Raw genomic sequence first — 21,596 nt, 5'->3', positions numbered from 1 at the left:
CCCATATCTGCTATAGTTCCGAACTATTGGTGAGCTCAACCGCGTCTCCGCCGTACTGCGTCGAGACCGGCAAAGCATAGATTCAACCGTAAAACTTAATTTTGATGTCGCCGGGTCTAATCCTGGCATCATCCCCACATTGTACCGTAATCAGCAAAAGACCCCGCACGCGCGGAGAGGTCTGACAACCCTGATATTCGGTCTGAACCGTCGTATTCGACGGACAGAAAGGTTTAGTAACAATGAGTAAAAAGATGTTGATCAACGCCTCCCACCCAGAGGAAAATAGGGTGGCGATCGTTGTTGACGGGATTTTGAGCGAACTTGACATCGAGATTGCCGGCCAGGAACAGACCAAAGGAAACATCTATAAAGCGGTGGTGGTTCGGGTTGAATCCGGACTGCAAGCCGCTTTTGTCGATTTTGGCGCCGAGAAACTCGGATTTCTGCAAATCGGCGAAATCCATCCCAATCTCTATCCCAGCAAAGATGAATCCAAAGGCCGCCCGCGCATAACCGACATTCTGCAACGCGGCCAGGAAATCCTTGTCCAGATCGTCAAGGAAGAACGCGGTAGCAAAGGGGCAGCATTAACGACCAACCTGTCGATCCCCGGCCGCTACATGGTGTTGATGCCAGACAGCACAACCAAAGGTGTCTCGCGTAAAATCCAGGATGATCCGGAACGCAAAAAGCTCAAACGCACCATGGCCGAACTGAACCTGCCGGAACGGATGGGCTACATCGTCCGCACCGCCGGTATCGGCAAGGAAAAAGAAGAGCTCAAGCGTGACTTTGATTATCTGGTGCGCCTGTTCGAAGGCATCGTCTCCCGTAAAGATCAAGTCAAGGCCCCGGCCCACCTCTACCAGGAATCAAACCTGGTAATCCGCTCGATCCGCGATTACTTCAGCACGGAAATGGACGAGGTCCTGATCGACGATCAAAAGGTTTATCAAGAGACCAAAGACTTCTTCGCCCTGGTGATGCCGGAACTGACCCACCTGGTCAAGTCGCACCGCGAACGCCGGCCGATTTTCTCTCGCTATCAGATCGAAGAGCAGATTGACGCCCTGGCGAAAAATCAGATCCCCATGGCTTCAGGCGGTTCCATTGTCATCGATCAGACCGAAGCCTTGGTTGCCATCGATGTCAACTCCGGCAAGATGTCGAGCGAAAGTGGCATCGAAGCAACCGCCTACAAGACCAATCTGGAAGCGGCTGCCGAAGTCGGTCGACAACTCCGCTTGCGCGATCTTGGTGGATTGGTGGTCATCGACTTTATCGATATGCGCGACCGAAAAAATATCCGCGATGTCGAACACGAGCTGCGTAAAGCGCTTAAAGACGACAAGGCCAAGGTAACGGTCGGGCGGCTCAGCCAGTTCGGCCTGATGGAAATGAGTCGGCAGCGCCTCAAGCCAACCTTGAGTGTCGGTTCTTATCTGGAGTGCCCTCACTGTCTCGGCAAAGGACGGATCAAAAGTGCCGAAAACCAAGCCGTGGCCCTGCTGCGCCAAATCCATGCGGCAGCGTCCAAGGGACATATCGGCCACATCGAAGCCAGTGTCCCGGTTGAGGTCGCTAACGACATGCACAACAGTAAACGCCAGTCGTTGGTTGATCTGGAAAAACGCCTCAACCTGAAAATCACCATCATCGGCCGCTCAGACATGCTCCCCGGTCAGCTCGACATCGAACTGCACAAACGGGAGAAGAATGGCGAGAGCAGCCGCGAAATCGCCCCGGTTTCCCACGACAATCAGATAGAAAACGCCCTCGCCGCAGCTCAGCTAGATGAAGACACGGAGCAAACAAAGGCAGAGGCACTACCAGAGAGTAGCGATACCCTGGTCGCTGACAATGCAAATCCTGAAGCTACTGGAGAGGAAGAAACAGGCGAAAGAAAAAGCCGTCGCAGACGTCGCCGGCGGCGGCGGAAAACTGATCATCCAGCTTCTGGCAACACCGAGCAGAACGAGCAGAAAACCTCCGACGAGGCGACCCCTGACGGGTCGACAGCTCAAGCCACGGAAGAGACTCCGCAAGCAGCAGAAGGCACCGCTGAGGTTAAGGAACAGAGCACTGCCGAAGCCGAGTCACCAAAGACGGCCAAAGAGTCCCCAAGAAGACGTCGCTCTCGTCGACCTGCGGCGAAAAGGAACGCTGAAGCCAGCAGCCAACAAGGCGAAGCAAATGCAACTGCTGAAGTTGATGCTGCCGTAGAGATGACAGCGACCACAGAGACAGCAGCAACCGAAGAGAGACCGAAACGTCGACCCCGCCGCACAAGAAAACCCGCAGTCGAAACACCGGCGGGACTAACCGTTGCAACGGCTGAAAATGCGTCCGCCGAAGAGACCCCGACGGCGCGCAGCAGAAGTGAAAAAGTGGCTGAGGTCGTTCCGGCAGAAACGGCAACCGCCGAGACGCCAGCGGCTGAAAAACCGAAGCCACGTGCCAGAAGAACCAAGAAGGTAGCAGAAACCACAGCGACCGAAACAACAACGGCAGCGACCGAGACACCAACGGCTGAAAAACCGAAGCCTCGGGCCAGAAGAACCAAAAAGGTAGCAGAAACCACACCGTTCGAAGCGACAACGGCAACCGCCGAGACGCCAGCGGCTGAAAAGCCGAAGCCTCGGGCCAGAAGAACCAAAAAGGTAGCAGAGACCACAGCGACCGAAACAACAACGGCAGCTACCGAGACAGCAGCTACCGAGACAGCAGCGGCTGAAAAGCCGAAGCCTCGGGCCAGAAGAACCAAAAAGGTAGCAGAGACCACAGCGACCGAAACAACAACGGCAGCTACCGAGACAGCAGCGGCTGAAAAGCCGAAGCCTCGGGCCAGAAGAACCAAAAAGGTAGCAGAAACCGCAGCGACCGAAACAACAACGGCAACCGCCGAAACGCCAGCGGCAGAGAAGCCGAAGCCGCGAGCCAGAAAAACCAAAAAGGTAGCAGAGGCTGCTCCGGCCGAAGCGACGGCGACGACCGGCGAAACGCCAGCGGCGGAGAAACCGAAACGCCGCCCAGGCCGACCGCGTAAAACAGCCAAACCTGCCGAGCCACAAAATCAGCAGGATTCTTGATAAAAAACGGCCGGATCATCTCACTGATCCGGCCGTTTTCTCTTTTACAGACAAATCTTGATCGTTTTCAATCTAAGAACAGAGTTCACCCGAAATCGCCTCCAAAACAGCCAACGACTGTTTATACTGAATCTCACGCGCGCTGGTTGCACGCGAATGGGACTCACTGCGTTCCAGAGCCACCTCCATTGCCTTGCGGGTCGCAGCGATGGTCTTATCCAACTGCTCACTCAAGTCAGCGCCAAACTTCCGAAAACTTTCATCGAGGCTTTGTCGCAAAGCCCAGCTGATCTGCTCGACATTCTGGTTGAGTAATTTTTTACTCGCTTCGCGCAAACGGTTAACAGTCCGCTTACGACGGTACTTTTTTGTAAAAAACTTACGTGAGAAACGCTGGCCCAACGGGTCCATAGCAGAAGTAAAAAGATCGTCACTCCAGGCCGGCACAGTAAATGGTGCATATGAGGTCTGCGCCACCGGGGCCTGATAGGGAATCTCGAAAAGCTCAGCAGCACTCTGCCGAACCTGCTCGATGAGTTTATTGCTCCGCTCCTGATTGAGACTCAAGAGTCCGGTGGCTTCTGCCCTGATCACTTCGGTCAGGTCGCGCAGCGAAGGCGCGAAGAACTGACCCGTTTCTTCAGCGATCGTTTGATGCACCAACTGCTCCATCTGCTCCGGATCTTCGACAGACTCGATACGAGACTCGACCAGAGGAAGGATCTGTTGCTTGCAGCGTTCGCGCAAATCAGCAATCTCTTCACCCAGCTTTTCAACCACCCGCGTTAGATCTCCGGCCAAAATATCGGCGGAAGCCTGCTGCTCCCGCTCAACAGCAGGCAGAGACTTGCGAAACAGCTCGAGACGACGGTGAAGCTCTGCTTCCGGCAACTTAAGAGCACTTAAGGACAGTTGCAGTTGCAGCGCCGCTTCGTTGATCAGATCCAATGTCCGCCGGGTAAGCGCGTCGTGCAAGGTCTGCTGTTTTTCACGGGCAAAGAAATCGATCAGACTTTGCTCGACCTGCTGCATCCCACTATTTTTCCACCCTAGCGTATCCCCCTCCAAACGTGCTTTCAAACCGCTGCGGGCGGATAAGGGCAACACCTGCGGAGAGCCATCACAAAAAGGCTCTAACTGATTCGCTAAAAATTGCAGTGATGCCACGCGATCTTTTTCATTGAGAAAATCAACCTTATTCAACAGATAGAAAGTTCGTGGCAGGCGTTTCTTAATCTGTTGCAGATAATCAAGTTCCATCTCGGTAATCGGCGGGTCCGGAGAAACCAGAAACAGGGCAGCATCGCACTGGGGAAGAACCTGATGGGCAACTTCAGTATTATGCCTGAGGGTCGAACCGATACCGGGAGTGTCGATCAGGACAACCCCCTGTTGCAGCAACTTTGCCGGATGCCGAATCTCGACCCGGCTCACCTGACGCTGATTGTGTGGATTGCCCGCCTCGGTGACATAGTCGGCAAGAACAGAGGCTAATCCCTGCTTGTCAGCGGCCTGAATATGTTCGGGCTCGGCGCGATCGAGAAAATGCACCTGGATACTAATCTCGGCACCGGCACTGATAAATGTTGGAATTGCCGTCACCGGCAAGATATCGGTCGGCAACAGGTCATCACCGAGCAGAGCATTGAGCAAGGTACTTTTGCCGCGTTTGAACTGTCCCAGTACGGCCAGATGGAAACGACCTTCAACAAGACGCGATTGCAAGGTCCGCAGCTCATCACAACTGACGGAGTAATCGCTTCCCAGCTCAAAAAGGCAGGTAATCGCCCGGGTCAGAAGTCCTGACAGGCCAGTCGTATCATTCAATTCAGCGGGTGTAGCACCCACCGGCAACTCCTCTTCCATTGCTCTCCCTCACGTTCAGAAACCATCAGATATCCACGCCCTTAAAGGACAGCAGAATAGCACAACTGATGACTGAAGGGGGAGAGAGATCACCGTTACCCGTGACTGATTCTACCCAAAGGCCTGACGTAGATCAGCAATCAAATCATCAGGATCTTCCAGTCCGACCGACAGGCGTAACAAACTATTGCAGATTCCTAGCCGCTGCCGCTCTGCTTCAGGAATATCGCCGTGGGTCTGCACTGCGGGCAGAGTCATTAAGGTTTCTACCCCACCAAGGCTTTCGGCAAATGAAATCAGCTGTAACTTTTCCAGCACCTGTTTTGCCAACTCAGGGGTTTTGACTCGAAAAGAGAGCATGCCGCCAAAGCCACTGGCCTGCTGTCGGGACAAATCGTATCCCGGATGTTCGGGCAATCCCGGATAGTAAACCTTAGTCACCTGCGGTTGGTGCTGCAGCCAATGCGCCACCTTCAATGCGCTGGCAGAGTGACGTTCCATCCTTAGCGGCAGGGTTTTCAAACTACGAATCAATAGCCAACAATCCTGCGGCGGCAGAATTGCGCCGGTGGAATTCTGCAAAAAATAGAGCCGTTCCCCCAGAGCCTCATCCTTGGCAACCAGAACCCCGGCACACAGATCACTGTGCCCGCCCAAATACTTGGTCGCCGAATGAACGACAACGTCCGCCCCAAGCTCTAAGGGACGTTGTAACGCCGGGGTCAGAAAGGTGTTGTCGACAACAAACAGCAGCCCACGCGCCTTGCATAACTCACTTAAGGCACGAATATCGGCGATCCCGAGCAACGGGTTCCCCGGGGTTTCAACCAACAGGGCTTTGGTCTGCGCGGTCATTGCGGCCTCAACTGCGGCGCTATCCGCAGTATCAACATAAACAGTGTGGATGCCGAACTTGGCAAAAACCTCTTCGAGAACCCGGTAAGTCCCGCCGTATAGATCCTCTGAGACCAGCAACTGATCACCACTGGAGAAATGTAGAAACAAGGTGGTCAACGCGGCCATTCCAGACGCAAAGGCCAGGCCTCGCGCCCCCCCCTCTAACTCGGCAAAGGCATTTTCCAAAACTTCACGGGTCGGATTTCCGCTACGGGTATAATCATAACCAGTACTCTGGCCGACCCCCGGATGCCGGTAAGTGGCACTGGGATAGATTGGAAAACTGATCCCGCCGGTTTGATCATCATGGCCGACACCGATCTGCACACTACGGGTCGCCAGGCTGTCATAGGTTCTTTTGGACATCATCATCCCCTTTCGGAATTCAAGATCACGAAGGGCGCAAAAAAGCCCCTTCTCACAGGCAAGAGAAGGGGCTTCAATAATAACGCAGCTTGAAGCACCGACCTCATCGTTCCCGACACTTGCGAATGGCAAGATCGAGCAGGAATTAGCACCATCTGCTCAATCAAATGATCGAACCGGTTGCTGTGGCTTCGCAGGGCCTGTCCCTCCACCACTCTCGATAAAGACTGTCAATTATCATTTCAAGAATCGACCAATTTACGGTTACCGTGCGATAACCGGCCAACTCATTCTTCCGCGGAACGGACCAGACTAATCAAAAAGAACACTCGACAAATAACGTTCACCGGAATCGGGCAGGATAACAACGATATTTTTCCCGGCAAACTCAGGGTCGGCCGATAAGCGGACGGCTGCGGCAACGGCAGCACCGCAAGAGATCCCCGAGAGGAGCCCTTCTTCAATAGCCAAGCGCCGTGCGTACTCGATCGATTCTTCGTTGGTCACTGTTTCGACCCGGTCAACCATGTCCAGATCGAGGGTATCAGGGATAAAACCGGCCCCGATTCCCTGGATCTTGTGCGGCCCCGGTTGCAGCATCTCACCAGCAAGATGTTGACTGAGGACCGGGCTGTCGGCCGGCTCTACGGCCACCGAGAGGATCTGCTTGCCGCGAACATTTTTGATATAGCGCGAAATGCCGGTGATAGTGCCGCCGGTTCCGACTCCGGAAATCAGGACGTCAATTTGACCATCAGTGTCCTCCCATATTTCCGGACCGGTCGTCTGCTCGTGGATCGCTGGATTGGCTGGATTTTTAAACTGATGCAAGAGCAAATAGCGAGCCGGGTCCGACTCAGCCATCTGTTCGGCTTCGTTAACCGCGCCAGCCATCCCCTTAGCACCGGAGGTCAGAACCAGATTAGCACCAAAAGCCTTGAGGACTTTACGCCGTTCCAAGCTCATCGTCTCAGGCATCGTCAGGGTAATCGGAATTCCCTTGGCAGCGGCGACAAACGCTAGGGCGATGCCGGTATTTCCACTGGTTGGCTCAACAATCTCCATCCCAGGCTTTAACTTTCCGTTTTTTAGCGCATCCCAGATCATTGACGCGCCTATCCGACATTTGACCGAATAAGCAGGATTGCGCCCTTCAACTTTGCCAAAAACATTAGCGCCACCTGGTGCCACCACACGGTTTAAACGCACCAACGGTGTCCGACCGATCGACAATGAATTATCGTTAAAAATCTGGCCCATCTATTCCTCCTCAAACTGCTAAATTGCGGCTGCGATCTCTGGTAAACAACTCAATATCAAGCTACCTACAGCCACACTGCCTACGTTGCTTTGTGAAACATATCTCGCCACAGTAGAATAGTCAAGTTCACAATTGAGCTTACCCGCCTTTTGCTACTCCAGAAGTAAAGAAATAACACCAGGCAGACAAGCACAACGTCTGTAATCAGAAATAGTTATCCGCACCAATACAAACAAAAAAAGCCGTACAATACCCTGGCCAATCGCCAGAACTTGTACGGCTTTGAATAATTCCCTTACTCTACCTTAAGTCGAACTCTCGACCTCTTGAGGATCAGGAACCTCACTCACAGAATCATCGGCAGAATCATCGGCAGAATCATCGGCAGAATCATCGACTGGTTCGGGATCAATCTGCAGCTGATGACTATATTTATTCTGATGCTGGTGACGTTGTTGCATTTCTTGTTGCTCTAGATGCTGGTTCTGATGCTCCGCTTGCTGACCAAGGTCGCTACCGTTCGCACCACCACTCCCGTTGTCGCCGCCATCACCGCCGCCGCCATCACCGCCGCCGCCATCACCGCCGCCGCCATCACCGCCGCCATCACCACCGCCGCCATCACCGCCGCCATCACCGCCGCCGCCATCACCGCCGCCATCACCACCGCCGCCATTTTTTGCCAGCGCCGTCTGCAGTGAAAATCCGCCGCTAGACAGGTCAAAAGCCACCGGACTCAACATAAACAGCAGCAACAGAGACCAGGTCAGCCAGGATTTTTTCAGCACTCTTTTCATTTGATCCTCCTTAGATCATAGTGTAAGACAGAAAAGCCCTATGCACTGTTAAACGAACCCAGAAGGAATCGGTTGACAAAAAAGATTGGCGGAATAATTATTTCGGCCGCTTGCGCAAAAACAGCACCAAGGCCCCAGCTCCACCGTACTGCCTCGGGGCTCGCGCCCATTCGGCGACCCACTTGCAGCCCTCGGTCGACAGGAAGCGTTCTGCCTCCGAGCGCAAAACCGGCTCACCGTCGACAGAATGCAATCCACGCCCGGTAACCACCAGTACGGTTTGATACCCCTGACGAACCGCAGCCTGTAAAAAGAAGAGCAGCTTCTCAGCAACCTCAGCGCGCTGCAGCCCATGCAGGTCGAGGGTTTCTTCCGGCACCAGCTTGCCCTGTTTGAGTTGCTTTATCCGCCGAGCCGAGGCAGTCGGCGGGACATCTTCGGCGGGAATATGATCGCTGAAGCTAACCTGTAACTCCCCCATCGCCTCGAGAAACTCAGCCTCTTCAGTCGGTTCTGGGGGCGCGTACTTTTCTTCGACAGCAGGAACTGTTTCTACCGACAGTTCGTCGCCTGTATCATCGGCAGAATTAAGCCGCTCGACACCGAGCGACGTCATTTGATCGGCAAATGAGCTGGACAGCTCATCCGGCGGCTCGACTATCGGCGCTGCTGCTTGCTCTTTTTTCACATCTTCCCCGGATACAGAAAGCCCCTTCAGATTGCTGAAGGGGCTGCTGCTATACTCTCTGACTGACGGCTTGGTGACTTTTTTCTTTTTGGCCATCTGTGCCTCTATGCCTATGAAAACATTTTCCAGTTAGCGAACGACCTGCTTGCGGCGACCGGTCATCATCTTGGTCTGTTTCTTGATCAGGGCACCCTGTTTCTCCAGGTGAAATTGATACCACATATCACCAAAGCCCTTCATCTTCATCTTCTTACCGGCCTGCAAAAGATCGATATTTTCCTGCAAACGGCTATCGTTAGAGGTCTTCTTCAGACCCTTTTGCAGAACACTGATCCCCTGCTGCCGCTCACCGACCTTGTCGAGGCATAAAGCGTAAAGGGCATAGAGCATCGGCTCTTTAGCCGATCCGGAAACGGCCTTTTTAAAGGTATCGGTCATCTTGCCGGTTTTGCTCTTTTTCATGTAAGCAATCGCCAGCATCGCCATACTGACCCAGTTGCGAACAAAACCTTTTTCCAGATAGGGGATCGCTTCATTGAAGTCGCGTTTCATATACAAAATACTGCCGATCTGGGAAAAGATCTGCTGCTTGATATAAAACTGCCAGGGACCATATTTAAGTGCCCCCTTCAACGATGTAATCGCTTTTTCCGCCCGGTTGGCCTGAACATCCTGCTGGGCACCCATCATCGCCGCTTCTACCTTTTTCATCACGATCCGCAGGATAATGATAAACGGCAAGAAGAAACCAACGACGCCCACAGCGACAACGATCGGTAAAACATCCGTTACAAAATTCATCACCAAGGCAGCAGACAGGGCTGACAAGGCGAGAGAAATAATCATATTAAGCATGAAGACAAATCCTTTTCCAGACAGGTTTTAGTTGTGTCGGAGAGGTGAACAAACTGGCCACATAACAACACATTTCGGCGCTGAACCTTAGCAATCCACGCTCAAAATGTCAAAGCAAACTCGCCACAATCAGCGAGGCAATTGCGGATGTTCAACCAGTCGATCAATACCAAGGGCGGAGAGGTTCTGCGGCAGGTGGGTCAGTTCCAGAAATTGGCTGTTCCCTGCCTGAAACAAGGGGTGCTTTGTTTGTTTGCTACGCAAGCGAAAAACCTCGCCACAGGTCACCTGACAGCGCTGTCCACTCTTGTCCAAATGATAAGGACAATTACGGCTGGAGGTCACCATGGCATATGGGGTATGCAGGGTTCCGTGCAACCCTTCCGGCAAAGGAGCCACCCCTTGCAGCAGATTATCTAGCTCGACGCGAGAAATGCCCTCTTCTTGCAACAGCTTGACCGCTTCACGACTGTACCAACTCCCTTGACGGAAATAATCAAGGGCCGCTTCGCTCAACGGTAATTCCTCAATCCGTGGTCCACGCTTTTGCCCCGACAACGCCCGTCCAAGCACGACCTCAACTTGCGGGAGTAATTCTCGGACCAGCGCTAGGGCCCCGAAATCGGAGATAACCACTTCATCGTTCGGTTGCAGTTGGGACTGAAGAGCTGAGAATAAAGAATGGAGTTCTACCAGAGTTTCTTCACGCAACACTGGGGTGAGCAGGGTAAAGGCGAGATCAGTCTGACGACTGAATGTGAGAGCTGCTTCAATCTGGTTTAAGGGCGGAAAGGTCCAGCTACAGAATTCCGCACCGAAATAGAGGCGTTGATATCCATCCGGCAGCGCCCCGTCCCAACGAGACAGGCACAGGGCACGCTCGACAGCCACCGACTAGCCCTGTCGGCTGGCCGTCACCATCAGCGTCAATTTTTGTCCAGGCCGCAAGACGTGACTATTGTTAAGATCGTTCCAGAGGCGAATCATTTCGGTTTCAACATCAAACTGGCGACCGATCCCCCACAGGGTATCCCCCGGCAGGACTTGATAAACGACCTTCTTTGACGGGCCATTTTTTTGCGCCACCCGAGTTTTGCCTTTACCCGGTTTGGAAACCGCCAGTTTCTGCCCCGGACGAAGCAGATTACTCCACCCGAGTCGGTTCCAGACGCGCAACTGTTTCTGTGTGACACTAAAACGATTAGCGATCTTCCACAGACTGTCACCAGAACGCACCGTGTAGGTCCGGCGGTAACTGCGCTGGTAATTATCAGCCAGAGAATCGACCGGCAGGCTGGTGAAATTTTCCTGCAACGGCATGATCAGATCCTTGCCAACCTGCAGGGCGCGTGGATTTTTGATGCTGTTCAGGGTGATGATATCGTCAATCTGGATATGATATTTTTTCGCCAGTCTGCCTAAGGTATCGCCCGGTCTAATCTGATGGCGATGATAACTAGCCCGTCGCTCTTTGGGCAATTCAGCATACAGCTGTTCGAATTGGCTGGCCTTGTCGGCCGGTATTTTCAACTGAAAATCACGTACACCGGGGGGAGTACTCCAGCGTTTCAAGGCGGGGTTGAGCTCCTTGATTTCTGCATAACCAACGTCACAGAAACGTGCGACAATCTCAAGGTCGGTGCTGGACGGAATGGTAACGACGTCGTAAACAAGCGGCTCTTCAAAGTCGAGATCAGCAAAACCGTGACCTGGCAAATCCTTGACGATTTTCAACGTAGCCAACAGCTTCGGCAGGTAATTACGCGTTTCCTCACGCAGAACCTTGCCTTCGACCAGTTGCCAGAAATCTCTGCTGCCACGCTCCCTGACCGCTTTACGCACCTTACCGCCGCCAGCATTGTAGGCTGCAACAGCCAGATACCAATTGCCATCAAAGCGATCATGCAAATATTTCAAATGTCTAGCCGCCGCGTGCGTCGATTTTTCGATATCACAGCGATCGTCGCGCCACCAGTCGTTTTTCATGCCGTATAACTTGGCGGTACTCTCGATAAACTGCCAGGGGCCAGCAGCATGAGCCCAGCTATAGGCCTTGGCATTGAAACCGGATTCGATCAACGCCAGATAGGCGAGATCTTTCGGCACGCCTTCGCTGACGAACACTTCCTGAATCATCGGGATATAGCGACCGGCCCGCTCCAACCAGCGGCCGAACATTTTGTGTCCATTGCCGGTGTAATAGTTATAGAGCTTGTCAATACGCGGATGATCACTCAAAGGAAAATCGCCGCTGTACGGTAACTTCTGTGGTTCAGGGGCTTCGACTGCGGGGATGGCCTGGAGATCAAGCGCTGCCGTCAGTATCGCTTGGCTGACTTCTGCCGGAACGGGAGCAGACAGCCCGGCAGGGCTTACCAAGGAATCAGTCACAGCTTCGCCGGAGAGAACCAACGGTGCGGCCTCTTCACTTTCGGGGGCAAGCTGAACCTGCTGCTGTGTGGGGAAAAAACATCCCCCCAGTGGCAAGAGAAGCAGCAATAATAACAATACCTTCAACATACAATCTCCAAAAAATTACTTATTTTCAACGACCTAAAGCTCTCGCTTCGCCGCAGGCAGACTAAAGGATACAGTCGTTCGCTGTCAAGCGGGGTCGTCTTCGCTATCTGCCTCGGCAGGCCAGAAGCGCCGCTGCAACTCATCCAGCAGTGGCTGAAAACTGCTGCGATCAAAAGCCGTCAACGGTATTGCCTCATAGCGTCGACACAGATGAGGCACATCGGCGGATTCGACCTGATCAATTTTATTGAACACCAGCAGCCGTGGCCGAGTGCCCAGATCAAGGTCTTCCAGTATCTTCTCGACCGATGCTATCTGTTCGTTAAATCTGGGGTTCGACAGATCGACAAGATGCAGCAGCAAATCGGCATCTTCGAGCTCTTCGAGGGTCGCCTTAAAGGCACCCATCAGGCTTTTCGGCAGGTCGCGGATAAAACCGACGGTATCGGTAATGATCACCTCGCGATCAAGCGGAAAGCGCAATCGCCGGGTCGAGGTATCAAGGGTAGCAAAGAGCAGGTTTTCGGTAAAAACTTCGCTCTGCGTCATGGCGTTGAGCAGGGTTGATTTTCCGGCATTGGTGTAACCGACAATCGAAATGATCGGCAGTCCGGCCCGCACCCGTTTTTGCCGCCGCTGCATGCGGCCGCGACTCAGGGTGTCCAGTTGCTTTTCCAAGCGGCTAACCTTGTCGCGAATTCGGCGACGATCGGTCTCCAGCTTGGTTTCACCGGGGCCTCGGCCACCGATGCCACCCATCAGTCGCGACATGGCGGTGCCTTTGCCCGACAACCGCGGCAAAATGTATTTGAGCTGGGCCAATTCGACCTGCACCTTGCCGTCACGCGACTGAGCACGGTTAGCAAAGATATCGAGAATCAGCTGGGTACGATCGATAACCTTGATTTCTGTGACCTCAGAAATCGAACGGACCTGATTCGGGCTAAGGTCTTGATCGAAAACCAACAACGTTGCCCGCCGCTGCAAAGCACTGATAACGATTTCGCGCAGCTTGCCTTCACCAACCAAAAAACGTGGATTGAGCTTGCGCGGCCGTTGGATCATCTTATCGATAACCGCCAGATTGGCTGTCCGGGCCAACTCTTCCAATTCGGCCATCGAATCCTCGGCCTGCTGCTTATTGCCACGTGGCACCGAGATCAACAGCGCCCGCTCACGGTCATCGGCCAAATCAACGGTGTCGGCGGAAATCCGCTCCATCTGCTGATCGAGACTCTGGATGAATTCGGAGAAATCAAGCTGCAGCTGATAAAAATCGGGCAGTTCGACGCGTTCAATTTGACCCTTTTGTTTGGTCGGCAGCAGATGCGCATACTCGAAGCTCCCCGGCAGGCCATCCTCGCGGACACCGATCACCGCCAGCAGATCAAGACGCAACAGCTCCAGGTCAGTTAAGTCATCACGACTTAAGGGTTCCTGCTTGAGGTGGGTGTGAATGCAACGTAGTCCGCGCAGGCCACTGCGCCCGAGGCTGAACTTGGTCAGATCGGGAATCAGGATTTCGCGGTCATCACCGACAATCACGTATTGAACGATCCCGGCCCGGTCGACGATAATCCCCAGCTGCCGCTGGATCTCACGGGACAGTTCGGTCAGGTAGCGCGCCAGCTCACCGGTGATCAGCTCTTCGGCCGGCATTTTACGCCGATAGATCCGCTCCAGTGCCTTTATCTGACTGGTCTTAAGACCGGTAGTTTTCCCTTCGATCATCTAATCGCCTAATATATGAAGAAAGACCCCAGGTGTGGCAGAGGGGCCAAAGTAACAGAGGATAAGTTCGGCAGATGATAACATCATCTTAAGATTCTCGCCTTAACTGCAGGAATCAATCAGTCGAAAGAATCTCCTTCTTGCTGATCGCTTCGCTCTTGATCCGATCAAGCATCAAAGCCAGCGCAGGCTTGACATTCTCGCGGATATCGCCGGCGACAATCATAAACAGCAGATCATCACCGGGTTTCATCACCCCGGAACGCGCTTCGACCACAACCTTGTAAATCCCCTCCAGCTGTTCAATTTCAGCGCGGATCTGTTCAACCTTGGCCTGGTCGGCAAACACCTCAATACCACTTACCGGGGAATGATCGCCGCGCGACCAGCCGCGCACCGTGCCATTGTGGATCAAGACCATGCCGACATTTTCGGCAAACGCCGCATCCTGTTTCAATTCTGCAATTGTTTTGGAGATATCCATTTTTAAATTCCTTAGGTCACTTAAGTCTTAGATTTGACAATCCGCTAAATTTACAACCGTGAGCACCTATAGCACAACAGCTTTAATATGGTGATCGGCATCAAATCGGGATATTCTCTCGACCATGGGCAAGCTTCAATCCAATATCAAAAAACTCTACGCCTTCTCCTTTTTGCAGATGAGCCTCTTTCCGATGGCGATCATCACGTTGTTCTGGAAGGATCAGATCGGCTTGAGCCTGACGGAAATCCTGCTGCTGCAGGGGATCTTCGCCTTGGCGATGGCGATCATGGAATACCCGTCCGGCTATCTAAGTGACCGGATCGGCTATCGCGCAGCACTCAATTACGCCGCCCTGCTCGGGGTGTTCGGCTGGGGACTGTACACCGTTGCCGAAACCTTCACCGGGGTGCTGATTGCCGAGATCATCCTTGGAATCTCCTTCTCTTTTATCAGCGGTTCGGACAGCGCCCTGCTCTTCGAAAGCCTCAAGGCCGAAGGCGAACAGCAGCACTACGCCCGGCACGAAGGGCGCATGAGCGGCTGCGGCCAGATCGGTGAGGCCTGCGGTGCCATCTTTGCCGGTCTGCTGTACGCCGCCGCGCCACTGCTGCCGTTTCTGATCCAGGTGGTGGTCTGGATACTGGCGTTCATGCTGACCCGCACCCTGTTGGAACCACAGAGAAAAATCAAATCAACGACCAGTCACCTGGCCGAAGCCTGGCAATCAACCCGTTACGCGCTGCTAGAAAACAAGCGGTTGCGCTACACCATCCTCCTTAATCTGATGCTGGGGATGGCCTCCTTTTATCCGGTCTGGCTGATTCAGCCCTACATGCAGGACGGCGGAGTGCCGATCTCCTGGTTCGGACCGATCTGGGCGGTCGCCAACCTGAGCGTCGCCCTGTTCGCCCTGGCCAGCCACCGCAGCCACCTGAAACTGGGCGATCGGCGGATGGTGCTGCTGTTCGTGCTGTTGATTGTCGCCGGTTATCTCGGCCTCGGGCTGGTCGGCGGACTGTGGGGCTTTGTCTTCTATTATCTGCTGACCAGTATGCGCGGCATGCGCGGGCCGATGTTGATGAATCACGCTCAGCAGGAAATCCCCTCCGCCAACCGTGCCGGAATCCTCTCGCTGCAGTCGCTCTGCTTCCGCCTCAGCTTTGTCTGCACCGGTCCACTGATCGGCAAGCTGGCTGATAGCGTCGGCGTTCAGCAGACCTTTCTGCTGCTCTGCTATGCCTTTGGCCTGGTGCTGCCCCCGGTGGTCTGGTTGTTTCTCAGGCAGATCGCCAAGGACAAGCACACATCGAGATAACCGCAAAGCAAGAAGATATCGCTTAACACCTTGCAGCTTGCGACCATTTCATTTATATTGATATTCGCATACCGAACGAACGCTCACTTTCTTTAATAAAAGGAAAATCATGCCAACAACAAACCGCAGAACTGAAAAATCGGCAGATCTGCGTCAAACCATACTGAATACCGCGCTCAACCTGTTCACCAGCAAGGGCTATTTCAATACCTCGGTCCACGACATCAGAAAAACCGCAGAGATTAGCATCGGTGCGGTTTACCACCACTTTAAAAGCAAAGAGGACATCGCCAATGCGATCTATTCCGACCTGCTTGAATCCACAACCAAAGCGATGGATGAAGTGATGGCCGGCCATGAGTCCACACAGGACAGTTGCAAGGCGCTGATGGGCTTCCTTTTCGAAATGACAGAAACCCAACCCGCAGCAATGGAATTTATGCTCAACGCCAAACATCAGGAATTTATGCCCTCCGCCATTCCAATCTGCTCATCTCGCCCCCTGACCCTTATGCGAGAAATCGTACAACGCGGGATAGAAGCGGGCGAAATCCGCGAAATGGACGTGACCCTCGCAACCACGTGCCTATTTGGCGGGATGTTCCGCATCATCAACCTCCGTCTCGACGGGGTTATTCGCGACGCCCTGCCAACTCACCTGGAAACCATCTGGGAATGTGGCTGGAGAGGGATTGAAAAATAATCTCGCAACGAAGCCGCACACGACTCCCTGCCAAATAACCGCCTCGCTACGCCGAATAACCATTCAAAAGCACTGACACCTCCCGTTTGTGGTAAATATTACCATCAAATTTTCACAGCAAAGACGCAAAAACACCTGCGTATCAGAACGAACGTTCGGTCTCAAGCCAAACGGGCACAACTCTTGCTAATCACACCAACCAGAACGAACGCTCGGTCGAAAACCGCCGGCCAATAATTTTTAGACCATGACCGACAACGTCTATTTGTAATACTCGTTTACTGAGGAACCAATGAACCAAGCAAATTCTCCCCTTCAACTTACTGATATTTCGCGAAATATCGTTAAGAGCCTCCCCAATGAGGGCGCAGAGTCGTGGGTAGAAATTAGCAACAGAAATCCTTCGCAGACCGGTTCTTCAAAGGCCAAACACGACAAGAACGATGCAGGTCGTTATTTTTTTCCACAGTCAACGACCGAACGTTCGGTTGGCATTTCTGGAAATTCAACAGCGAAAACCAAACACCTGCTTAAGGAACTCGGCGAAGCATGCTGCTGGGGACTCTTTAGCGCCCTGTTAGGTGCCGTTTTCATCGCCCTCACGTTCACGATACTGCCGTGTCCACATAGGACATCTTCCAGACTTCAGAGCCAAAGTTTAACTCGCACAATGACCGACCAACAGTCGATTCCATCTGAAGTTAAAACACAAAGCCACAGAAAGGAGAGTTTTATTCAGCCCTCAAAAAAGGGCAATCCTGCCACATAAAACTAATACGTAACGGAGGAAAACATGAAAAAGAAAGCTTTATTGACCTTTAGCGCCACCTTACTGCTAGGATTTTTCCTGGCGGTCAGCGCCGGTGCCAGTTCCGCCCCGACCGGGCCGCCCAAGAGCGTCCAGCCAAAATCGTACGCCAACCCGCAGAATACCAGCCAGTGTCTGGCTTGCCATGGTCAGCTCGATTATCTGCGTTCGGTATCTAAGGACACCAAGGACGGCTACGGCCACGACGTCTCGGCCGAAAAGGTCGCCCAGGGACTGTACGTCGCCCAGGAATTCGTCAACGACCGCATCCACGGCAAGGCGTCCTGTGAATTCTGCCACGCCGGCGACCCTAAAGCCACCAACGCGAAGAAGGCTCACAAAGGGATGATCTCGGACCCCACCGCTGACGGCGGCCAGAAGGTCTGCGGGTCTTGCCACAAGGATATCGTCAGCAACTTCCAGACCTCGATCCACTTCAACATGACCGGCGTTAAGAATAAGCTCAGCGCGCGGCTCGGCGCCACCCACGACAAGGACGTCAAGGTCGGCCAGATCATGAGTGGCGACTGTCTCGCCTGCCACGCCACCTGCGGCGACTGCCATATCGGTACCGCGCCCATCACCAACGCCGGTCTGCAGGCCAACCACAAGGTCGAGGGCCAGCCTGACAACCTGCAGGTCTGCATCCCCTGCCATCACCTGGCGGGCGCTGGCTTCTTCACTGAAGAGAAAAACCTGCACGTCGCTATCGGCATGGACTGCAATTCCTGCCACAGCAGCGACCAGGAGTTCCACGGTCGCGGCACTGAAGAGCCCTCGGGCATGATGACCCCCGGCCTGATCAAGGCCAGCTGCTACAACTGTCACCAGGATGCACCGACCAGTAACGAGGCCCACCAGATCCATGACGACTCGGTCAGCTGCCAGGCTTGCCACGGCACCGAGTACGAGTCCTGCCTTGCCTGCCACAACCGCGCTCCCGAGTTGGAATACATCTTCAAGCTCGGCCAGTTCGGCGGCAAGATCTACCCGATGATCCACACCACCGGCGACACCTCGGTCGACGCCTTCGACAGCCTCGGCGTCAAGCTGAAGCAGGAAGACCTCGAGAGCAAGCCGACCTGGGGGCCCTATCCGACTCACTTCCTGCAGCTCGCTCCGATCCACAAGGAAGGCGCCAAGGTCATGTGTGAAAACTGCCATGGCAACAAGGAGATCTTCCTGCAGGAAGAGGACCTCACCTTCCCCGAGCTCGAGAGACAGTTCCTCTACGAAGCTCCCGACGCACTGAGCAAGAAACAGCTCAAGAAGGCAATGAAGTAAGCTCATCGATCCTCCCGAACACCGGTTCGGGAGGATCCTAATATTTCACGAATGACGCCTCAACTTGAGGCGAGGAGGTTACATGAACAAGTTTCTCAGCTTTGCTTTTGTTTTTCTGTGCGCGGCCGTTTTTCTGCCACACACGGCCTATGCAACCAACGGCGATAATCTGATCGGTGTCGGTCCCATCTCCCGCGCCATGGGCGGTGTCGGCATCGCCGCCCCACAGGATGCCATCAGCGCCACCTTCAGCAACCCCGCCGCCATGAACGTCGGACCCTTTTGTCCGAAATCTCAGTTCGATTTTGCCGCAACCCTCTTTGCCCCCCACGTCGATGCCAAAGTCACCAGCCCCCTTACCGGTGGCATCACGGTTAAGGCAGATTCAGACCAGAAGACCTACATGGTTCCGGCTTTTGGCATCTCCGCACCGGTCAACGATAAATTGCGCATCGGCCTGGCCGCCTACGGCGTCACCGGTCTCGGTGTCGATTACCGTGACACAGCGGTTGGAGGCAATCCAGTACTTGACTCCACCCAACTGATGATCCTGAAATTCGCTCCGACCATCGCCTATCAGGTGACCGACAAGCTGTCCCTCGGTTTTGCCGCCCATATCGTCAACTCCGCCCTCGACCTGGACAACGGCACCTCCTCAAACTATGGCTTCGGCGGGCAGCTTGGTGCCATCTACAAATTCAACGACGCCCTCTCCCTCGGCGCGACCTACCAGAGTTCCATCAATGCCGATCACCAGAATGTCTTCGACCTTGATGGCGACGGCACGATGGACGACTTTGAGCTTGAGGCCCCTCAGTCCTTCGGTCTCGGCCTGGCTGTTCGTCCCACAGACAGCCTGCTGCTCGAATTCGATACCAAATGGATCAACTGGTCCAACGCCAAGGGCTACGATGACCTCGATTGGGACGACCAGTATGTCTTTGCCATCGGCGGCCAGTTCAAGGCAACCGATAAGCTGACCCTGCGTCTCGGCTATAACTATGCGCAAAACCAGATCAATGAGCACAACAACTTCGACGCCACCGGTACCACCCGAGTTCAAGGCAAGGATGTCCCTACCTACGGCTATGAATTTTTACGGATCATTGGTTTTCCAGCTGTCGTCGAACACCACGTCACCGCCGGCCTTGGCTATGAGCTCACCGAGTGCCTGAGCGTGAACCTCGGCTACATGCACGCCTTCGAAACCACCGTCAAGTCAAGCGGCACAATGGGCCCCGACCCCGTCAACTTTGAATCCACCCTCAGTGAAGACGCCGTAGACTTCGCTCTGTCTTGGAGATTCTGATTTTAACCTGAAGCAAGGCCCGGCACCCCTGGTGTCCGGGCCTTTATAAAAGGAATATCCCCATGTTTAAAAAATCCGTGTGTAGCTTAATGCTGTTGTTCTTTTTACTCCCAATAGCAACCTACGCCATGCCCTGCCATTGTTTTTCAGCACGTGATTTTGATCCAAAGGAGCCCGCCGCCGCAGACCCCTATTACTTGGCCACAAGCCAGAATTCATTTTTCAGCGTCAGCTTTGATATGGAAAAGAAAAATGTCGTTTTTGCCAAACAGAAACCCAGCTCAACGGCTGAAGGGCTGTGGGTTTTAAACTGGCTGGCCTTAACAACGGAGGTGGAAACGAAAAAAATCAAGAAAGGAAAAAAAGCCACTGGCTCCTGGCGAGGAGCCTTGGTGAATGCTGGAGTCGCGCCGAAATCGCTGCCGGCTGATTTTTGGGATCTGATCATAGCGGGGGCATCCGACAACCAACTCGCGCAATTTATTGTCGATGAACTGCTCAAGACCAAGGGGGTCATTTCCGCAGCGGAGCTCCAAATTCTGCGAACCGCAAAAGCTTCCAACGAAGAAACTATCCTGGCGGCGTTTCTGGGCCGAAAAACCACACAGCATCCCTCGACTTTCTTTCAAACGGTGGCGAGTGGCGAAACAACCTGGGGGACGCATATGCTGAAGGCCGGGATGCAAGGAAGAGACATGGTGGAGGAAATTCGCACCCTGCTGGAACAACAGCCCAACACTTAATCGTTTCTTCGCTCAGAGCAATAAAGGATCTCCCATGAACGGCATACAGGGCAATCAGCAAGCGCCAAAACCGCTGAGTAAAAAGGAATTTAAGGGGCTCAAGACAATCGTGCTTTTCACCTCTGTCTATTGCCAAGCAAAACACATTGGCGAAAAGACGCCCTTATCCTTAGATGATTTAACCTTGGACGCCCTATGTCTGGAACAATATCCCCTCTGCCCGAACTGCCAGGAGTTTCTTCACTACGCCATTACCCGCCACCTCAGTTGCCCACTTGCGCCAAAACCGGCCTGCAAAACCTGTCACATTCACTGTTATCGTCCCGACCACCGGGAAAAAATCCGTGAGATTATGCGTTTTTCAGGACCGCACCTGATTAAACGCGGACAACTTAACTTACTCTGGCACTGGCTTCTCTAGGATTTCATGATGTCTGCAACGAACACCTATCAGCGCTGTGGTTCGCGGCCGCTGCGGATTGTCCTTTTTACCCTGGGTACGCTTTTCACCCAGCTCGGCATCATCGGGATCATCCTGCCAATCCTGCCGACCACGCCCTTTCTGATTTTGGCAGCATCCTGTTATGCTCGCACCTCGCAGCGCTTTTACCTGCTGCTGACAAACAACCGCCTCTGCGGTCCACTATTGAGACAGTGGCAACAGGAGCGCACCGTTTCGCGCCGGGCAAAGGCATTCGCCATCACCTTGCTGATCGCCACTCTGGGATCTTCGGTTTTGTTCTTCGTTCCAACCCCGCCCCTCAAAATCGGCCTCGCAGTTATGGGCATTGGACTGGTAATATTTCTCCTCCGTCTGCCGACCAGTAATTGCAGCCGCTAAGGCTTCTGAACCAGCCGCTGGAATAACGTCAGC

Annotated in this window: 19 protein-coding genes and 1 riboswitch; of the genes, 9 read left to right on the top strand and 10 right to left on the bottom strand. The window is 53.7% G+C overall.

Features of this window, described 5'->3' with window-relative positions; translation table 11 throughout:
* Window positions 1-242: 242 nt before the first annotated feature.
* Complete coding sequence (locus ACZ5PT_RS11440) at window positions 243-3,092, top strand: Rne/Rng family ribonuclease (RefSeq protein WP_464263165.1); 2,850 nt, start codon at window positions 243-245, stop codon at window positions 3,090-3,092.
* 72 nt (window positions 3,093-3,164) lie between these two features.
* On the opposite strand, the gene ACZ5PT_RS11435 is transcribed toward ACZ5PT_RS11440, so the two are convergent.
* The 10 genes from ACZ5PT_RS11435 to ACZ5PT_RS11390 form a co-directional block, all read right to left on the bottom strand.
* Window positions 3,165-4,958: a dynamin family protein gene (locus ACZ5PT_RS11435; RefSeq protein WP_464263164.1), complete on the bottom strand. Its 1,794-nt coding sequence runs from the start codon at window positions 4,956-4,958 to the stop codon at window positions 3,165-3,167.
* Window positions 4,959-5,069: 111 nt separating this feature from the next.
* The gene (locus tag ACZ5PT_RS11430; protein ID WP_464263163.1) at window positions 5,070-6,221 is read right to left on the bottom strand and encodes a trans-sulfuration enzyme family protein; all 1,152 of its coding nucleotides are present in this window, start codon (window positions 6,219-6,221) and stop codon (window positions 5,070-5,072) included.
* Window positions 6,222-6,321: 100 nt separating this feature from the next.
* Window positions 6,322-6,448: riboswitch (SAM riboswitch) on the bottom strand.
* Window positions 6,449-6,533: 85 nt separating this feature from the next.
* Entirely contained in the window at window positions 6,534-7,481 is a 948-nt protein-coding gene (gene cysK / locus ACZ5PT_RS11425; RefSeq protein ID WP_464263162.1) for a cysteine synthase A, read from the bottom strand.
* A 306-nt stretch (window positions 7,482-7,787) separates the two neighbouring features.
* Window positions 7,788-8,279 (bottom strand): hypothetical protein, encoded by a 492-nt coding sequence (locus ACZ5PT_RS11420; RefSeq protein ID WP_464263161.1) that lies wholly within the window; start codon window positions 8,277-8,279, stop codon window positions 7,788-7,790.
* A gap of 97 nt (window positions 8,280-8,376) precedes the next feature.
* Complete coding sequence (locus ACZ5PT_RS11415; protein WP_464263160.1) at window positions 8,377-9,063, bottom strand: Smr/MutS family protein; 687 nt, start codon at window positions 9,061-9,063, stop codon at window positions 8,377-8,379.
* Between the two features lie 33 nt (window positions 9,064-9,096).
* The gene (locus tag ACZ5PT_RS11410; RefSeq protein ID WP_464263159.1) at window positions 9,097-9,822 is read right to left on the bottom strand and encodes a tetratricopeptide repeat protein; all 726 of its coding nucleotides are present in this window, start codon (window positions 9,820-9,822) and stop codon (window positions 9,097-9,099) included.
* 129 nt (window positions 9,823-9,951) lie between these two features.
* Window positions 9,952-10,713 (bottom strand): hypothetical protein, encoded by a 762-nt coding sequence (locus ACZ5PT_RS11405; protein WP_464263158.1) that lies wholly within the window; start codon window positions 10,711-10,713, stop codon window positions 9,952-9,954.
* A 3-nt stretch (window positions 10,714-10,716) separates the two neighbouring features.
* The gene (locus ACZ5PT_RS11400; protein WP_464263157.1) at window positions 10,717-12,342 is read right to left on the bottom strand and encodes a lytic transglycosylase domain-containing protein; all 1,626 of its coding nucleotides are present in this window, start codon (window positions 12,340-12,342) and stop codon (window positions 10,717-10,719) included.
* An 84-nt stretch (window positions 12,343-12,426) separates the two neighbouring features.
* Window positions 12,427-14,073, bottom strand: a complete 1,647-nt coding sequence (hflX, locus tag ACZ5PT_RS11395) for a GTPase HflX (RefSeq protein ID WP_464263156.1) — start codon at window positions 14,071-14,073, stop codon at window positions 12,427-12,429.
* Between the two features lie 115 nt (window positions 14,074-14,188).
* On the bottom strand, window positions 14,189-14,557 hold the full coding sequence (locus tag ACZ5PT_RS11390; RefSeq protein WP_464263155.1) for a molybdenum cofactor biosynthesis protein MoaE: 369 nt from the start codon (window positions 14,555-14,557) through the stop codon (window positions 14,189-14,191).
* A 124-nt stretch (window positions 14,558-14,681) separates the two neighbouring features.
* On the opposite strand from ACZ5PT_RS11390, the gene ACZ5PT_RS11385 reads away from it, so the two are divergent.
* From ACZ5PT_RS11385 to ACZ5PT_RS11350, 8 genes are all read left to right on the top strand, one after another.
* A complete protein-coding gene (locus ACZ5PT_RS11385) occupies window positions 14,682-15,875 on the top strand; it encodes an MFS transporter (RefSeq protein ID WP_464263154.1) in 1,194 nt (397 codons plus the stop codon).
* Between the two features lie 109 nt (window positions 15,876-15,984).
* Window positions 15,985-16,578, top strand: coding sequence for a TetR/AcrR family transcriptional regulator (locus tag ACZ5PT_RS11380; RefSeq protein WP_464263153.1), 594 nt, complete (start codon window positions 15,985-15,987; stop codon window positions 16,576-16,578).
* A 292-nt stretch (window positions 16,579-16,870) separates the two neighbouring features.
* Entirely contained in the window at window positions 16,871-17,347 is a 477-nt protein-coding gene (locus ACZ5PT_RS11375) for a hypothetical protein (RefSeq protein ID WP_464263152.1), read from the top strand.
* Between the two features lie 24 nt (window positions 17,348-17,371).
* Window positions 17,372-18,670, top strand: coding sequence for a multiheme c-type cytochrome (locus ACZ5PT_RS11370; RefSeq protein WP_464263151.1), 1,299 nt, complete (start codon window positions 17,372-17,374; stop codon window positions 18,668-18,670).
* An 82-nt stretch (window positions 18,671-18,752) separates the two neighbouring features.
* Window positions 18,753-19,979, top strand: a complete 1,227-nt coding sequence (locus tag ACZ5PT_RS11365; protein WP_464263150.1) for an OmpP1/FadL family transporter — start codon at window positions 18,753-18,755, stop codon at window positions 19,977-19,979.
* Window positions 19,980-20,041: 62 nt separating this feature from the next.
* Window positions 20,042-20,722, top strand: coding sequence for a hypothetical protein (locus ACZ5PT_RS11360; RefSeq protein WP_464263149.1), 681 nt, complete (start codon window positions 20,042-20,044; stop codon window positions 20,720-20,722).
* A gap of 34 nt (window positions 20,723-20,756) precedes the next feature.
* On the top strand, window positions 20,757-21,143 hold the full coding sequence (locus tag ACZ5PT_RS11355) for a nitrous oxide-stimulated promoter family protein (protein ID WP_464263148.1): 387 nt from the start codon (window positions 20,757-20,759) through the stop codon (window positions 21,141-21,143).
* Window positions 21,144-21,152: 9 nt separating this feature from the next.
* Complete coding sequence (locus tag ACZ5PT_RS11350) at window positions 21,153-21,563, top strand: YbaN family protein (RefSeq protein ID WP_464263147.1); 411 nt, start codon at window positions 21,153-21,155, stop codon at window positions 21,561-21,563.
* Window positions 21,564-21,596: the final 33 nt, after the last annotated feature.

It is taken from the genome of Desulfuromusa ferrireducens, from assembly GCF_055389805.1.
This window is presented reverse-complemented; position numbering and strand designations above follow the sequence as displayed.

Coding starts and splice junctions, on each gene's coding strand:
- ACZ5PT_RS11365 (WP_464263150.1), top strand. CDS start 18,753: ATGAACAAGTTTCTCAGCTTTGCTTTTGTTTTTCTGTGCGCGGCCGTT.
- ACZ5PT_RS11430 (WP_464263163.1), bottom strand. CDS start 6,221: ATGTCCAAAAGAACCTATGACAGCCTGGCGACCCGTAGTGTGCAGATC.
- ACZ5PT_RS11400 (WP_464263157.1), bottom strand. CDS start 12,342: ATGTTGAAGGTATTGTTATTATTGCTGCTTCTCTTGCCACTGGGGGGA.
- ACZ5PT_RS11415 (WP_464263160.1), bottom strand. CDS start 9,063: ATGGCCAAAAAGAAAAAAGTCACCAAGCCGTCAGTCAGAGAGTATAGC.
- ACZ5PT_RS11375 (WP_464263152.1), top strand. CDS start 16,871: ATGAACCAAGCAAATTCTCCCCTTCAACTTACTGATATTTCGCGAAAT.
- ACZ5PT_RS11435 (WP_464263164.1), bottom strand. CDS start 4,958: ATGGAAGAGGAGTTGCCGGTGGGTGCTACACCCGCTGAATTGAATGAT.
- ACZ5PT_RS11360 (WP_464263149.1), top strand. CDS start 20,042: ATGTTTAAAAAATCCGTGTGTAGCTTAATGCTGTTGTTCTTTTTACTC.
- ACZ5PT_RS11350 (WP_464263147.1), top strand. CDS start 21,153: ATGTCTGCAACGAACACCTATCAGCGCTGTGGTTCGCGGCCGCTGCGG.
- ACZ5PT_RS11370 (WP_464263151.1), top strand. CDS start 17,372: ATGAAAAAGAAAGCTTTATTGACCTTTAGCGCCACCTTACTGCTAGGA.
- ACZ5PT_RS11440 (WP_464263165.1), top strand. CDS start 243: ATGAGTAAAAAGATGTTGATCAACGCCTCCCACCCAGAGGAAAATAGG.
- ACZ5PT_RS11390 (WP_464263155.1), bottom strand. CDS start 14,557: ATGGATATCTCCAAAACAATTGCAGAATTGAAACAGGATGCGGCGTTT.
- ACZ5PT_RS11380 (WP_464263153.1), top strand. CDS start 15,985: ATGCCAACAACAAACCGCAGAACTGAAAAATCGGCAGATCTGCGTCAA.
- ACZ5PT_RS11420 (WP_464263161.1), bottom strand. CDS start 8,279: ATGAAAAGAGTGCTGAAAAAATCCTGGCTGACCTGGTCTCTGTTGCTG.
- ACZ5PT_RS11355 (WP_464263148.1), top strand. CDS start 20,757: ATGAACGGCATACAGGGCAATCAGCAAGCGCCAAAACCGCTGAGTAAA.
- cysK (WP_464263162.1), bottom strand. CDS start 7,481: ATGGGCCAGATTTTTAACGATAATTCATTGTCGATCGGTCGGACACCG.
- ACZ5PT_RS11410 (WP_464263159.1), bottom strand. CDS start 9,822: ATGCTTAATATGATTATTTCTCTCGCCTTGTCAGCCCTGTCTGCTGCC.
- hflX (WP_464263156.1), bottom strand. CDS start 14,073: ATGATCGAAGGGAAAACTACCGGTCTTAAGACCAGTCAGATAAAGGCA.
- ACZ5PT_RS11385 (WP_464263154.1), top strand. CDS start 14,682: ATGGGCAAGCTTCAATCCAATATCAAAAAACTCTACGCCTTCTCCTTT.